Below are 13,670 nucleotides of genomic sequence, written 5' to 3' on the forward strand. Positions count from 1 at the left end.
GGCCATCACCGGGCTCAGTTGGGCGGGGAAGAGGATGACTTGGGGTGCAGGTGTGATCGGATCTGCAGCAAGGTCTTCTGGTATGCATCGGCATGGTGCTCCATGAAGGTGGCGCTGTGGGTCAGGCGCCGCTCCAGCCGATCAACCAGCAGTGCCACCTTGGGTGCCGGCATGCCGGCAGGCCAGCACAGCTGCAGCAACTCCAGCAGTTGCCAGGCATCCCCCGGCAGTGCCGGGAACTCTTCCTGCAACGTCAGGGCGTATTGCACAGCCAGCTGATGCTGACCCGATACGCTGGCCCGTTGCCGCTCCTGACGCAGATAGGTCAGGCGCTGTTCACGCCGGTCCAGTTGCACTTTCAGGTCGATGACCACCTGCGTGAACAGTCGCTGGAGCAGCGGTGATGGCGCCACTTTGGCCTGGTACTGGCCGAGCTTTGCCAGATAGCGTTGGGCGTGGTGGGGCAGGCCGCAAAACTGGCTGACGGCAAAGCCGAGCAACTGGTTGAGATGATTGTCCCGCGCCGCCTCAGGCGGGTGTTTGGCCAGCAGCACTATGGCGTCATCGAAGCGATAATCCAGACCCAGCATAAGGGCCTGCAACAAGGCAGCCTCGTGGGCCCGCAGTGTGGTGGCCTTGCTGAGATAGTCAAACTCCTGTTGCAGGGCACTGATCCTGGCTGCCGTGGGGTAGTGCCAGAGCACGGCCAGACTGGCATTCAGGACGAAATTCTCGATAGACAGGCGGAACCTGTGCTCGCTGAAAAAACGCAGGCTGAGCGCGTTGGCCTGTTCGAGCGCCTTCCCTTCATCTTTCAGCAGCAGAGCCAGCAAGATGGCCGCCTGGCACCACTCGGGTGACCAGGGCTGTTTTTGCAGCAGCTTGCCGAGTACTTCCCAGGCCGATTCCCACTGCGCTTCGTGCAGCAGGCAGGCCAGCATCAGCTCCAGCTGGATTGTCGGCGGCAGCCGTTCCTGATTGCGGGTCAGGTCCTTGCGGGCGCTGTCCAGCTTGTTCAGCCCTAGCAGAGAGTGGATCAGCCCCTTGCGTGGCCACCAGGCGTCGTGCTCAGTGGTACACATGGCATAGTGCTGGGTAGCATGGAAGTGATCCTGCTCCTGCAACAACATGTAACCCTTGACCCTGTCCAGCAGCGGGCCCAGCGCCTTGTTCTTCTGGTGCTGATAGAGCAGGTCTTCGCACAGGGAGCAGGCGAGGCGCCACTCCCTGAGTTTCATCGGTGCGGCCAAGTGGCGGGTCAGCCCGGTCAGCAACACCAGTTCGTGCAAACAGCGCGTCAGCTGATCCGTGTTGAAGGGCATGGATAGACGCAGTGGAAAATAGAGATCGGAAGGGGGGTACTGAAGCAATTCATCGTCCCCATCCAGCAACAAGAGTACGCAGCCAGGTTCGAGCAGCCCCAGATAGTGGGCCTCCTGCAGCAGGCGGATCCCCTCATGGGCCTGATGACGAGATTGGCGGCAAATGATGGCGTCGAACGGCTGCTGACGCAGCAGGGCGGGCAGTGTGGTGAGCTCTTTGCAATAGGTCAGTTGGGATGGCGTGACGCCATGATCACTCAGTCCTTGGGAGAGGGCCGAGCTGAGCATGGCATCGTCTGCGATCAAAAGGATCTGCATCCTTGGCGCTCCCTTGCTGGTTCACGATATGAAAAAGTATGGCATGGGATGGAGTCAAAAAGAGCTTCCACTATTGTCTGTAAATTGTACTCGGGTCAATACCCCGCCGGGGTCAAGGAGGGGGCGGATTGATCAGAAACACCACAGCTCCCCCGTAGGCGGGGATCTGTGCCAATCTCGCTTCCCAGGCGGGATCCCACTCTCCCCCCTGCGCCAGCCCCAGCTTGAATGGCAGTGTCAGCCGGTGCAGCGTCTGCAGATAGCGGGCATAGCCCGGTTCGGTATGACGGCCCCGATAGGTCTGCACCACCAGCTCGTCGACCACAGCTGTCAGGGCATTCAGCTCCCTGATGTCACCGGTGCGGGTCCAGTCCAGCAAGCCTGTGATGCTGATGGCGTAGCGAGCGGGCAACTGTTGTCGCAGCTGACGCAGGAAGTGCCCATAGTCGGCCAGCTGGTGGGTGCGGGCATCGAAATCTATCTGGACGCCGCGCACTTCATTGCCCTTTCGCTGCCAGGCCGCCAGCTGGTTTTGCAAGTTCTGCAACAGGGTGTCATCCCAGTCGAGCCGTTCCACCCGATAGGCGAGCCAGAGTTCGCCCACCGGCAGCTTGCTCGGCGCTATGCCCTGCCCCTGAAAGCGCAGGGGCAGGGCCGGGTTCAGGGGGCCTATCTCCCCTTGATGCAGATAGAGGCGATCTACCTGCTGCAACACGGGTTGGGGTCTGACCCCGGCCCACAACCAGAACTGGCGGTACTGGCTTGCCTCGACGCTTGCCCTGGCCTCGGTGCCGAGCAGGGTCAGCATCACCAGTAATATTTGAGCTGTTTTGCCCACTGGCTTGCCCCGTGTTGCTGCTTGAGGGTGTTGAACCAGGCCTTGCGCTGGCTGACGGGCAGATCCCGACTGCCGCAACCGTTGCTGCCGCTCGGGGCGTAGCAGTTGATGGCGCGATAGAGGGCGTAGGCCTTGTCGTCCTTGGCTGCTTTGGGATTGGCGATGACCTGCTGATACCAGTCGAGGCGGCTGCGCTGCTTGCCGGCAAACAGGTCCTGGCTCCCCGCCAGGGTATCGGCTCCCGGTCGATGGAGCAGGGGATCCCAATCCAGCCCTTGTGCCAGGAAAAACTCGCCCAGGCAGTTGAGGGCTCTGGGCGTACCAGGCGCCTTGGCGAGGGTGGCGACCACCTCGGTCAGGGCCGGGCACTGATAACCCTGGCTGCCTTGCCAGTTGAACGGTGCCGCAGGGGGAGCGCCCGCCACATCTTGCAGGAAGCCCTGGTAGTCGCCATGGGTCAGCTGCTTGTAACTCAGGGTGTAACTGGCACGCTGACGCAGGGGCTCGGAGGCGGTTTCATCCCGGGCCATGCGGCGCAGCAGGGGCGCCGGTGCCACATACTCCAGCAGCGGGATGCGGTAGTGATCGCTCTTGATGGGGCTTTCCTTGGCAAACACCTGCTCCAGCTGGCCTGCCCGTTCCAGGGTCATGGCCAGGGCAAGCTGCAACAGCTGATCCTGCAAGGGGGTTGGCTGGTTGGCGAGCAGGGCGCGCCACTGCTGTTCGGCGTTGGCCCACTGCTGCTGGGCAGCCAGTGCCATCCCTTTCAATACCTGCTGGCTGAAGGCCAGATTATTCAGGGGGCCGTTGGCCAGCGCAGGGGCGGCAGCGACCACGGCGGCATAATCCTTGGCGAGATAGTAGCGGCTGGACTGCTCCAGATAGGCCAGCCAGGGGGCGTGCCGGGCAAACTGGGGGGCCTGCTGGCCGATCTCGGCGGCGAGCAGCGGCTGCCACTCATCCCAGCTGTCATGGATCCGCAGCCGGCGCAGATCCTGCACCAGGGTCAGCATGGGCATGGTTGCCGAGCCGGTGAAGCCGGGTTGCATCAGCAGTTTGAGATCGATCTCGTTGACCAGATCCGGCTCGCTCTGCTGTTGGCTCGCCTGCAGATAGTGACTGGCCAGCAGCTCGTTGTCTCCCTTGAACCAGGCCAGCCGACGCAACAAGCCGGTGGCGGAATCCAGATAGCGCCCCTGTGGGTAGCGGGTACGGTAGTCGGTGATGAGCTGCTCGCAGCGCTGCAGCTGAGCCTGATCGATCCGGCTGCGGTCCAGGCTGCCCCAATCGTCGAAGGCGCTTTGCTGGGACTGGTTGAGGGCGACCCGGATCTTCATGTAGTCGGCCGTCTCCTTGAGCCAGGGCTGGTCCTGTTCGGCGAGGGTGGCAAACAGGGCGTCGGCTTGCGCAAACTCCCCCTGATAGAAGTGCTGGCTGGCGGTCAGGTAGTCGGCAAACCCCTTGGCGGCGGCGGACAGCGGCGCCGTCTTGCTTTCGCCCTGGGGCATGCTTTCTGCCGCGTCCAGCGCCTGGCCGCACTGACCCAGCATGGCGAGCCGCTGGCTTGCCAGCTGGCTGCGATCACTGGCGGTAAGGTCGGGCGTTTGCACCAGTGCCTGCAAGAAGGCCTCGGCAGAGACTGGATTGTTGCTGATGCAGCGCCCCTCGCTCCAGCTGCCGGCCCGGGTGATGGCCGCTTCAGTGGTGGCGGCCTCTATGCCCAGCGACGCGGCCAGCGCCAGCAGCGGATCCGGTCCGGCAGGTGCGGTATCGCCAGCGGCCGGGCTTATCAGCTCATCGACCCGAAATGGCAGAGGCAGCGCCCCACCGGGCAGGGAGAAAGCCTGCTCATCGGCCAGCAGCAAGGCCAGATTGGTACGGGTGTCGTTATCGGGGGAGAGAAATGGCAGTCCGTTCAGATGGCACTGGGCTGCGGTCAGTTGCAGGGTGAGCGGTGTTTCGCAGCCATCCGGGCCACAGGCCAGCACAGGCAGGCTGCACAGCGCCAGCCACAGGGGAGTCAGTTTCATGAGGGCGGTTTCCGGCCAAGGGAGTCAAGAGAAGGGGATGGAGGCAAGCTACAAGATGTAGGGGCGCCTTTCAACTGACCATAGGGGGCGCTCGGATTGAGCAAAGGCGGCTTATTGCAGGCCGGGCCCACTGGCCGAGAAGGGGCAATCGCGCTGGTGGATCAGGCGGGAGCCCTGAGCGTTGCGTCCCTGCCAGCTGAGCGCAAGCTGGCCCAGACGACCCAGATGGCGCAACTCGAACTCATAACGCAGGCAGGGATTGTCGAGGGGCAGGGCCGTCATGCCATCCGGCAGCCGGTAGTGATAATTGAGCCGTGGCCCATCCTGCAACTGGCGACGTTCGAGCCTTACTCCTGCTACCTGAGGGGAGGCGGCAACCAGATGGCGGCGCAGGCTCAAGGGGGCATCGATCGCCTTCTGGTAATGGAGGCCGTTCATGGCGGCCAGCTCCTCTTCCAGCCGTTGCAGCTCCCCCTCCAGCCCGCTCAGTGCCGTGCCCAGCTGTTGATGACCAGGTGCAGCGCAGCCCCCCAGCAGCAGGGTGACAAGCAGAAGCGAGACGCGGGTCGGGTGCATGGGCTCTCCTTTGGGCGCCCGGATCTGGGCGTGCCGGGCCGGATAGTGGCTGACTGATGGTGGCTGACTATAGCAGGGGATTGGTGGGCGGCGCGGCGCGCAGCAGCTGTGCCAGTCGCTCCAGTCCCTCGGCGACACGGGCATCTGTGGCCGGTTGGCTCAGGCTCAACCGTACCCCTTGCGGCGCGGCGAACTGGCCGGCGGCGAAGTGTTCTCCGCTCGCCACCCCGACGTCAAGGGCGTTGGCAGCCTCGGCGAATTCCTGACTGCGCCACGGTTCCGGCAATGGCAGCCAGGCGTGCATTGAGCCAGCCTGCCAGTGAGCCCCCGGCAACAGGTGGCGCAACAGCTCGCCGCGACGTGCCAGGATCTGCCGCTGCTGCTCGACCAATGGCATTATCTGGCGCTGGCTGACCAGCTTGCAGGCCAGCTCGATCAAGAGCGGGCTCACCATCCAGCTCGACAACCGCATCGCCTGGGCGAAGGCGTTGCGCAGGGCGGGCGGCGCCAGCACGAAGCCGACCCTGAGCCCGCCACAGGCGATCTTGGCCAGGCTGCCCAGATAGATGACCCGCTCCGGCGCCAGATTGACCAGGGGGGCTACCGGGATACTGGGCAGCAGGCCGTTGACGTCATCTTCGATGATCAGCAGGTCATGGTGGCGTGCGATGGCGACGACGGCCTCGCGCCGTGCCTGGCTCATGATGGCGGTGGTGGGGTTTTGCAGAGTAGGGGTGAGGTAGAGCAGCTTGGCCCGCCGCGTGCGGCAGGCGGCCTCCAGCGCGGCGGGGATCAACCCCTCCTCGTCCATCGCCAGCCCCACCACCTGGTTCTTCAGCTGGCGGGCATTGCCCAGCATGCCGGGGTAGCTGAGGCCTTCACATAAAATGGTCTCCCCCACGCAGCCGGTGGCCAGCAGAGAGAGCATGATGCCGTGCTGGGCGCCGTGGCTGAACAGCAGGCGATCCTCGCTGCCGTGCACCCCCTGCTCGGCCAGCCAGTCGATGAACAGCTGACGCTGGCCGGGCTGACCCGCCTCCTTGTCATAGCCGAGCAGGGCATTGAGATCCCCGTCGGCCACTTCCCCCAGCATGGGGCGAATGATGGCGGCCCTGTCCAGTTGTACCGGCAGGTTTTGCCACAGCTCGATGCGATGTCCCTCTTCCTTACGGATCACCCACTCATTGGCCGGATCCGTGCCTGTCCCTTTGACCCAGGTGCCGTGTCCCACTTTGGCAGCCAGCAGGCCGCGCCGTTCCGCCTCGCCATAGGCACGGGTGATGGTGCCGACGGTCACTCCCAGCTGATCCGCCAGCGCCCTGTGGGTCGGCAAGCGGGTCAGGGGTGGCAGGTCGCCACTGAGAATGGCCTGTTCTATGGCTTTCACCAGCTTGAGATAGAGGGGGCCATCGAAGGGGGCAAGGTTCGGGGTCCAGATTGTCATGGTGACAATAAATCCATTGATCCAAAATTGTCCTCAATATAGCGTGAAATCCAACCTGTTCACAATCAAATACAGCACATTGTATCGATACAATGTAGCAATAAAGGAGTCACAAGATGACGATGGAATGGTATGTCACCCTGTTCGGCTTTGCCGTGCTCACCTGCGGTACGCCGGGCCCCAACAATCTGATGCTGACGGCATCTGGCGCAAACTTCGGGGTGCGCCGTACCCTGCCACACCTGACCGGCGTGGCTGTGGGTCAGCCCGTGTTGCAACTGGTAATGGCATTGGGGCTCTATCCCCTGTTCGAGAGCTGGCCTCTGCTGCGGTTGGGGCTGCAGATCTTCGGCAGCCTCTATCTGCTGTGGCTGGCATGGCGTATCGCCGTGGCCGGTGCCCCCGGTGATCCGGCCCGGCGGGCCCGTCCGTTGACCCTGCTGGAAGGGCTGGGCTTTCAGTTTCTCAATCCCAAGGCCTGGATGATGGCCATCTCCGCCATCAGTCTGTTCAGTCTGCCAGGTGCCAGTTACTGGCCTAGCCTGTGGGGGATCATGCTGGTGTTTCCGCTGGTGGGCTTCCCGGTCTGTTTTATCTGGGTATTGTTCGGTCACCAGCTGAGCAACTGGATCAGCACGGATCGGGGCTGGCGGCGCCTCAACGGCTCCCTTGGTGTGCTGACGGCGCTTTGCGTGGTGATGCTCTGGTATTGAGCGCGCGCCGCTGGCAGGCAAGAAAGAGCCATTTCTGACTTGTCGCCACTGGGCTGGCTCTGCATATTAGAAGGCTTGCCGTATATCGGACGCTTTGTATCACCAAGAGGTTGAGATGGATCTGAACTGGTTGCTTCCCCTGGCGGGCTTTGCCCTCATTACCTGTGGCACGCCGGGCCCCAATAACATGTTGCTCACCAGTGCCGGTGCCGCCCAGGGATTTCGCCGCACTCTTCCCCTGCTGGTGGGGGTGGTGGGGGGGATCAACCTGATGATCCTGGCCACGGCGCTGGGGCTTGGGGTGATGTTTGAAAAGGTGCCGCTGCTGCACGATGGCCTCAAGCTGATTGGCTCGGCCTATCTGCTCTGGCTGGCCTGGAAGGTGGCGACCGCCAGTGGCCCGGCCGAGGGCAACCGACCGCTCATTCCGGCCCATCAGGGAGCCATGCTGCAACTGCTCAACCCCAAGGCCTGGATGATGGCGCTCTCCGCCATCAGTGGCTTTACCCTGGCGGGGGAGGCTTACTGGCCCTCGGCCAGCTGGGTGCTCGGCATCTTTTTTGTGACTGGCCTGTATACCGGTGCCTTTTGGGTGCTGTTCGGTGCCCAGGTGCGCCGCCTCATCCGCACCGCCACAGGTTGGCGTCGTTTTAACCTTGGCATGGGGCTCGCCACGGCAGCCTGCGTGCTGATGATCTGGATTTAGGCGTCCAGGATCCCTTGACGTGTCGGTCCGGCGCGACAGACGTCAACAGACCCTGGACCTTTGGCCTTACCTTCTGTCTTGTTGGCCCTTCGGGGCCTTTTTTATCTCGCTGGCAGCGCCGTACTGCACTGGCACTGTATTAAAGGAGTCCCCATGAAATGTATCGGTCTGCTGGGTGGCATGAGCTGGGAATCCACCGTCAGTTACTATCAGGCGTTCAACCGGGATGTGCGGGCACGGCTCGGCGGCCTGCACTCGGCGCGGGTGCTGCTGAGCAGCGTCGACTTTGCCGAGATAGAGCGGTTGCAGCATGTCGGTGACTGGCCCGCGACCGCGCGCCTGCTGGCTGCCGAGGCGCGCAAGCTGCAGGCTGGCGGCGCCGATTTTCTGCTGATCGGCACCAACACAATGCACAAGGTGGCGCCCGAGATTGAGGCTGCCATCGAGATCCCTTTGCTTCATATCGCCGATGCCACCGCCCGCCAGTTGCTGGCGGACGGGGTGCAAAGAGTCGGGCTGCTTGGTACCCGTTTCACCATGGAGCAGGATTTCTACAAGGGCCGCCTGCAAACCCTGTTCGGGCTTGAGGTGCTGGTGCCGCCAGCGGCGCAGCGGCAGCGGATACACAGCATCATTTATGACGAGCTCTGTCTTGGCGAGATCCGTGCGTCATCGCGCGCCGAGTATCTCGCCATCATCGCCGGGCTGGCCGAGGCGGGTGCCCAGGCCGTGATCCTGGGATGTACCGAGATTGCCTTGCTGGTGGGTGACTCAAAAGCAGGCGTTCCGCTCTATGACACCACTGCGATTCATGCCGAAGCGGCGGTGACACTGGCATTGCAGCCTGATTAACTGGTCAGATCTCACTATTCGTACTCGCTCCATACCCCTTGCCATAAAAGCGTGTAAAATTGCGCCCTGAATTTCCCGGCCAACTCGGTTGGCCGCGACTCCTTACACGCAAGGCTGACATTGTGACTGAAGTAGATAGATTCGCGGACATTCGTCCCTACCGCGATGAAGAAGTGCCGGCAGCCATCGAACGGCTGATCCAGGATGATGAATTTATCGGCGCCATCGCCAAGTATCGTTTCGGTTCCCTGATGAGCTGGCTGGGCTGGGCCATTCGCCCGCTGATCCGCCAATTCCTGCGCTACAAGTGGTCCAAGGTGACCACCATCCATCAGGTGCAGATGGGGGTGACCCGTTACATGTCCCGCATGATCGCCACCTCCACCAAGGGCGTGACCTTCTCCGGCCTCGAACACCTCAAGAAAGAGCAGGGTTACCTGTTTGTCTCCAACCACAGGGACATCGCCATGGATCCGGCGTTCGTCAACTGGGGGCTGCATACCCATGGTTTTGATACGGTGCGCATCGCCATCGGTGACAACCTGCTGCGCAAACCCTGCGCCACCGAGCTGATGAAGCTCAACAAGAGCTTCATCGTCAAGCGCTCCGCCAAGGGGCCGCGGGAGATGATGAAAATGCTCGGCGAGCTGTCCGCCTATATCGGCCAGTCGGTGCACGAAGGCCACTCCATCTGGATCGCCCAGAAGGAAGGGCGCGCCAAGAATGGCGATGACAAGACGGATCCCGCCATCCTCAAGATGTTCTATGTAGACGGCAAGAAGCAGAAAATCGACTTCGTCGACTACATGCGCAGCCTCAACATAGTGCCGGTCAGCATCAGTTATGAGCTGGATCCCACCGACAAGGCCAAGGCGCGCGAGCTGTACGAGAAGTCGGTCAACGGCAGCTACGAAAAAGGCGAGTTCGAGGATATCGAGAGCATAGTTGCCGGCATCGTCGGCCAGAAGGGGCGGGTACATGTCTCCTTCGGCGCCCCCATCAGCGAGGGTTTCAGCGATCCGGACGAGCTGGCTGCGCTGATCGACAAGGCAATCTGGGGCAATTATCGCCTCTTCCCGGGCAACTACCTGGCCGCAGATGTGTCCGGCAAGGCCAATACCATAGAGCAGGCGGCCTTCCTGACTCGTCAGTCAGAGGTGCCACAAGAGCACAAGGCCATCTGGCGCGCCATGTATGCCAAGCCGGTGGAAAACGCTCGCAAGGCTTGAATGACACCGGTTGTGTGAAAAAAACGGGAGCAGATGCTCCCGTTTTTGCGTCTGGTCAAAGTCGACGACGATGGAGTAGTGAATAATATTGTTTCAGCTGGTACGATCACCGGACGAATGCGTTTTCGTCTCTTGGCAAGCAGCGGATGAGTGTGTAACAGTGACCTCAGACGCTCGGCACGAGCAAATAGGCGCTTCCTGTCTGCATGGATTGCAGATGGTGCGACACAAGGACCTGAACAGGGTCCTTTTTCATTTTGCGGCAAAGATGCCGCCTGAATACACCTAAGGATCCGCTCGCCATGATCACCGGCAGTCTGAATACCCTGCAGCGAACGCCGCTGCCCGCCCCGCTGGCCCGCATCATGGTCGAGGTGGTGAAAAGCGTCGACCATTGGCTGAGTGCGCCGCTCGGCAAGACAGAGATCGACGGCCTCACGCTGTTCTGTCTGGTGAGCGAAGAGCTGACCGAGCCGGCAGCGGATCGCCGTGGCGAGTTCCATCAGCAGTATCTGGATATACAACTGCTGCTGCGCGGGGAAGAGTGGATAGGTGTCGGGCCTCACAGTTACGTCAATGACGGCGCCGATTATCCCCACCCCGATCTCTGGTTCGTCGACGACGAACAGACCAGTTATCTGGCGTTGCAGCCCGGTGATTTTGCCATCTTCTGGCCGGGAGAACTGCATCGCCCTCTCTGTACCCCCAACCAGCCGGCTCACGTGAAGAAGCTGGTGGTCAAGGTGCACAAGGATTTGCTGGCTGGCCTGTAGCCGTCAGCACGGCAGCTCAACGGGTGCGCGGCACCCTCCGGGTTCACACCGACCCCATGATGAATCGAGTGCACAGCGTCTTCGGGACCCGCACTTAACGTATTGAAAAATTGGGCGCACTTTCCTGCGACCATAAGCCCCCGGCAGGGGAATCCCATCCATTGTTGGATGACACGACACTGTCGGCATAAAGCCGAAGCACAGGAAGATGTAGAACATGAGCAAGTTGGTATTGATCCTTAACTGCGGTAGCTCTTCCCTGAAATTTGCCGTAATGGACGCCGAAACAGGTGAGGACATGCTGTCCGGCCTGGCCGAATGCTTCAATCTGGATGATGCACGTATCAAATGGAAACTCCACGGGGTCAAGGGCGAAGCCATGCTGGGAGCGGGTGCCGCTCACCAGGCCGCCCTCGACCACATAGTGGGCCACATCCTGCCTCAGGATCCGACTCTGGCCGAGCAGCTGGTGGCCATCGGCCATCGCATCGTGCACGGTGGCGAGCAGTTCTCCCGCTCCGTTCGCATCGATGATGGCGTGATCGCCGGCATCGAGGCCGCCATTCCGTTCGCCCCCCTGCACAACCCGGCGCACCTCATCGGCATTCGTGCCGCGCTCAAGGTCTTCCCGCAGCTTGCCGAGAAGAACGTGGCCGTGTTCGACACCGCCTTCCACCAGACGCTGCCGCAGGAAGCCTATCTCTACGCGCTGCCCTACAAGCTCTATAAAGAGAACGGTATCCGTCGTTATGGCGCTCACGGCACCTCTCACCGCTTTATCGCGGAAGAGACCGCCAAGGCGCTGGGCAAGCCGTTGGCCGAGCTCAACATCATCAACTGCCACCTGGGCAACGGTGCCTCCGTCTGCGCCATCAAGAACGGCGAGTCCGTCGATACGTCCATGGGGCTGACCCCGCTGGAAGGGCTGGCGATGGGCACCCGCTCCGGTGACATCGACCCCGCCGTCGTCTTCTTCATGCACGATCAGCTCGGTTACAGCGTGGACGAGATCAACCACACCCTTACCCGCGAGTCCGGTCTGTTGGGTCTGACCGAGGTGAGCAGCGATTGCCGCTATGTCACCTCCAACTATGCGACCGACGCCGGTGCCAAGCGTGCGCTGGATGTCTTCACCTACAGAGTTGCCAAGTATGTTGGCGCTTACGCTGCTGCCATGGAGGGTCGCCTCGACGCCCTGGTGTTCACCGGCGGTATCGGTGAAAACGCCGCCATGGTGCGCGAGATGGTGCTGGATCGTCTGGCCCTGTTCGGCTTCAAGGTAGATAAAGAAGCCAACAATGCCGCCGTGCTCGGTGGAGAAGGCCCCATCACGACTGAAGGCAGCCGTCTGGCGCTGGTGATGCCCACCAATGAAGAGCTGGTCATTGCCCGCGATGCCCTGAGTCTGGTCGGCTAACGCCCCTAGCTCCGATACAACGCCCGGCCTGCGCCGGGCGTTGTCGTTTCAGGCTTCCGGCTGAGCGACTTGTCATTTGACATGGGATGGCAGATACGTACCCTGACCACTGTTTCAGCACGAGGAGGTAGGGATGAAAGAGATGTTTTTCAATTGGTTGGCTGGCCTCGGGGTGGAGGTAACCAGCCTGATGGCGCTGGTGATCGCCCTGGGCTTTATCGTCCTTACCTCGCTGATATTGCATGTGTTGTTGCACCGGGTGTTGCTGGTGCGGCTGGTGGGTATCCTTGGCAAGACCAAGCAGGTGTGGCTGCCATCTCATCTGCAACAGCGGCTCTTCTACCGCTTGGCGTTCGTGTTGCAGGGAGCCGTGCTGCTCGGTCAGGCCGAACTCTGGCTGCCGCACCGATCCGAGAGTCTGCAATGGATCGAGATGCTGGCCCAGCTCTGGATCCTGCTGTTCCTGCTGCTGGCCCTGTTTGCCCTGCTCGATTGCCTGTTGTCGGTGAGTCGTTACACTCGGCTCGGGCGAGACTTGCCCCTGCGCGGCATCTTTCAGGGGGTGAAGCTGGTGGCCAGCATACTGGTCGGCATCCTGATGATCGCCCTGCTGCTCGGCAAGTCACCGCTCTTCCTGTTCAGTGGCCTGGGTGCCATGACAGCCGTGTTGATGTTGGTGTTCAAGGACCCCATCCTCGGCCTGGTGGCGGGGATCCAGCTCTCCGCCAACCGCATGCTCAGCGTCGGCGACTGGTTGCAGATGGACAAGTACGGCGCCGACGGCGAGGTGACCGATATCGGCCTCACCACCGTCAAGGTGTCGAACTGGGACAAGACCATCACCACCATCCCCACCTATGCGCTCATCTCCGACTCCTTCAAGAACTGGCAGGGGATGACAGAATCCGGCGGCCGCCGCATCAAGCGCAGCGTCAATATCGACATGACCAGTGTGCGTTTCCTGACCGCCGACGAGCAGTTGCAGCTCAAGCAGGCCCAGTTGCTGGCACCCTACCTGAGCCGCAAGGAGCAGGAGTTGAGCGCCTATAACCAGCAGCTCAGCGATGCCCTCAGTTGCCCCATCAACGGGCGTCACCTTACCAATCTTGGGACCCTGCGCGCCTATCTGGACGCCTACCTGCGCGCCCATACCGGTATTCGCAAGGACATGACGCTGATGGTGCGCCAGCTGGCACCGACTACCAACGGTCTGCCGCTGGAGATTTACTGCTTCACCGCGACCACGGCCTGGGCGGATTACGAAGGGATCCAGGCCGATATTTTCGACCATATCTTCGCCATCATTGAGCAATTTCATCTGCGGTTGCATCAATCTCCCACAGGTTACGATATGCGTGCCTGGCAGAGGGGACAAAAGGAGTGAGGACACGGGTCGAGGTGGCAGGGGAAACGCCATATTAATCATCGACCCGTATCCAGTTGTCAGTTGAA

Annotated in this window: 12 protein-coding genes; 7 read left to right on the top strand and 5 right to left on the bottom strand. The window is 61.7% G+C overall.

Annotated elements, in window-relative coordinates; translation table 11 throughout:
• Positions 1-14 precede the first annotated feature (14 nt).
• From AACX78_RS03415 to AACX78_RS03435, 5 genes are all read right to left on the bottom strand, one after another.
• Positions 15-1,640 carry a hypothetical protein gene (locus AACX78_RS03415; RefSeq protein ID WP_159165384.1) on the bottom strand — a complete coding sequence of 542 codons (1,626 nt, stop codon included), beginning with the start codon at positions 1,638-1,640 and terminating at the stop codon, positions 15-17.
• 112 nt (positions 1,641-1,752) lie between these two features.
• A complete protein-coding gene (locus tag AACX78_RS03420) occupies positions 1,753-2,478 on the bottom strand; it encodes a DUF3142 domain-containing protein (RefSeq protein ID WP_159165385.1) in 726 nt (241 codons plus the stop codon).
• A complete protein-coding gene (locus AACX78_RS03425) occupies positions 2,448-4,508 on the bottom strand; it encodes a hypothetical protein (protein WP_159165386.1) in 2,061 nt (686 codons plus the stop codon). Before AACX78_RS03425 ends, AACX78_RS03420 begins: the two co-directional genes overlap by 31 nt.
• 111 nt (positions 4,509-4,619) lie before the next feature.
• Positions 4,620-5,084, bottom strand: coding sequence for a hypothetical protein (locus tag AACX78_RS03430; protein WP_159165387.1), 465 nt, complete (start codon positions 5,082-5,084; stop codon positions 4,620-4,622).
• A 67-nt stretch (positions 5,085-5,151) separates the two neighbouring features.
• Complete coding sequence (locus tag AACX78_RS03435; RefSeq protein WP_159165388.1) at positions 5,152-6,528, bottom strand: aminotransferase-like domain-containing protein; 1,377 nt, start codon at positions 6,526-6,528, stop codon at positions 5,152-5,154.
• Positions 6,529-6,644: 116 nt separating this feature from the next.
• On the opposite strand from AACX78_RS03435, the gene AACX78_RS03440 reads away from it, so the two are divergent.
• The 7 genes from AACX78_RS03440 (at position 6,645) to AACX78_RS03470 (ending at position 13,602) form a co-directional block, all read left to right on the top strand.
• The gene (locus tag AACX78_RS03440; RefSeq protein WP_159165389.1) at positions 6,645-7,241 is read left to right on the top strand and encodes a LysE family translocator; all 597 of its coding nucleotides are present in this window, start codon (positions 6,645-6,647) and stop codon (positions 7,239-7,241) included.
• Between the two features lie 115 nt (positions 7,242-7,356).
• On the top strand, positions 7,357-7,947 hold the full coding sequence (locus AACX78_RS03445) for a LysE family translocator (RefSeq protein WP_021139498.1): 591 nt from the start codon (positions 7,357-7,359) through the stop codon (positions 7,945-7,947).
• A 153-nt stretch (positions 7,948-8,100) separates the two neighbouring features.
• Positions 8,101-8,799, top strand: a complete 699-nt coding sequence (locus AACX78_RS03450; RefSeq protein ID WP_159165390.1) for an aspartate/glutamate racemase family protein — start codon at positions 8,101-8,103, stop codon at positions 8,797-8,799.
• A 122-nt stretch (positions 8,800-8,921) separates the two neighbouring features.
• The gene (locus AACX78_RS03455) at positions 8,922-10,028 is read left to right on the top strand and encodes a 1-acyl-sn-glycerol-3-phosphate acyltransferase (protein ID WP_021139500.1); all 1,107 of its coding nucleotides are present in this window, start codon (positions 8,922-8,924) and stop codon (positions 10,026-10,028) included.
• Positions 10,029-10,330: 302 nt separating this feature from the next.
• Positions 10,331-10,801, top strand: a complete 471-nt coding sequence (locus AACX78_RS03460; RefSeq protein ID WP_159165391.1) for a YhcH/YjgK/YiaL family protein — start codon at positions 10,331-10,333, stop codon at positions 10,799-10,801.
• 217 nt (positions 10,802-11,018) lie between these two features.
• Positions 11,019-12,218: an acetate kinase gene (locus AACX78_RS03465; protein ID WP_159165392.1), complete on the top strand. Its 1,200-nt coding sequence runs from the start codon at positions 11,019-11,021 to the stop codon at positions 12,216-12,218.
• Positions 12,219-12,351: 133 nt separating this feature from the next.
• Entirely contained in the window at positions 12,352-13,602 is a 1,251-nt protein-coding gene (locus AACX78_RS03470; RefSeq protein ID WP_159165393.1) for a mechanosensitive ion channel family protein, read from the top strand.
• The last annotated feature ends 68 nt before the right edge of the window (positions 13,603-13,670 follow it).

Source organism: Aeromonas sp. 9A, from assembly GCF_963900955.1.
Lineage (GTDB): Bacteria > Pseudomonadota > Gammaproteobacteria > Enterobacterales > Aeromonadaceae > Aeromonas > Aeromonas salmonicida.

Excerpts from the sequence above, each read along its gene's own strand:
- AACX78_RS03460 (WP_159165391.1), top strand. The coding sequence starts at position 10,331 with ATGATCACCGGCAGTCTGAATACCCTGCAGCGAACGCCGCTGCCCGCC.
- AACX78_RS03465 (WP_159165392.1), top strand. The coding sequence starts at position 11,019 with ATGAGCAAGTTGGTATTGATCCTTAACTGCGGTAGCTCTTCCCTGAAA.
- AACX78_RS03415 (WP_159165384.1), bottom strand. The coding sequence starts at position 1,640 with ATGCAGATCCTTTTGATCGCAGACGATGCCATGCTCAGCTCGGCCCTC.
- AACX78_RS03450 (WP_159165390.1), top strand. The coding sequence starts at position 8,101 with ATGAAATGTATCGGTCTGCTGGGTGGCATGAGCTGGGAATCCACCGTC.
- AACX78_RS03425 (WP_159165386.1), bottom strand. The coding sequence starts at position 4,508 with ATGAAACTGACTCCCCTGTGGCTGGCGCTGTGCAGCCTGCCTGTGCTG.
- AACX78_RS03430 (WP_159165387.1), bottom strand. The coding sequence starts at position 5,084 with ATGCACCCGACCCGCGTCTCGCTTCTGCTTGTCACCCTGCTGCTGGGG.
- AACX78_RS03435 (WP_159165388.1), bottom strand. The coding sequence starts at position 6,528 with ATGACAATCTGGACCCCGAACCTTGCCCCCTTCGATGGCCCCCTCTAT.
- AACX78_RS03440 (WP_159165389.1), top strand. The coding sequence starts at position 6,645 with ATGACGATGGAATGGTATGTCACCCTGTTCGGCTTTGCCGTGCTCACC.
- AACX78_RS03445 (WP_021139498.1), top strand. The coding sequence starts at position 7,357 with ATGGATCTGAACTGGTTGCTTCCCCTGGCGGGCTTTGCCCTCATTACC.
- AACX78_RS03470 (WP_159165393.1), top strand. The coding sequence starts at position 12,352 with ATGAAAGAGATGTTTTTCAATTGGTTGGCTGGCCTCGGGGTGGAGGTA.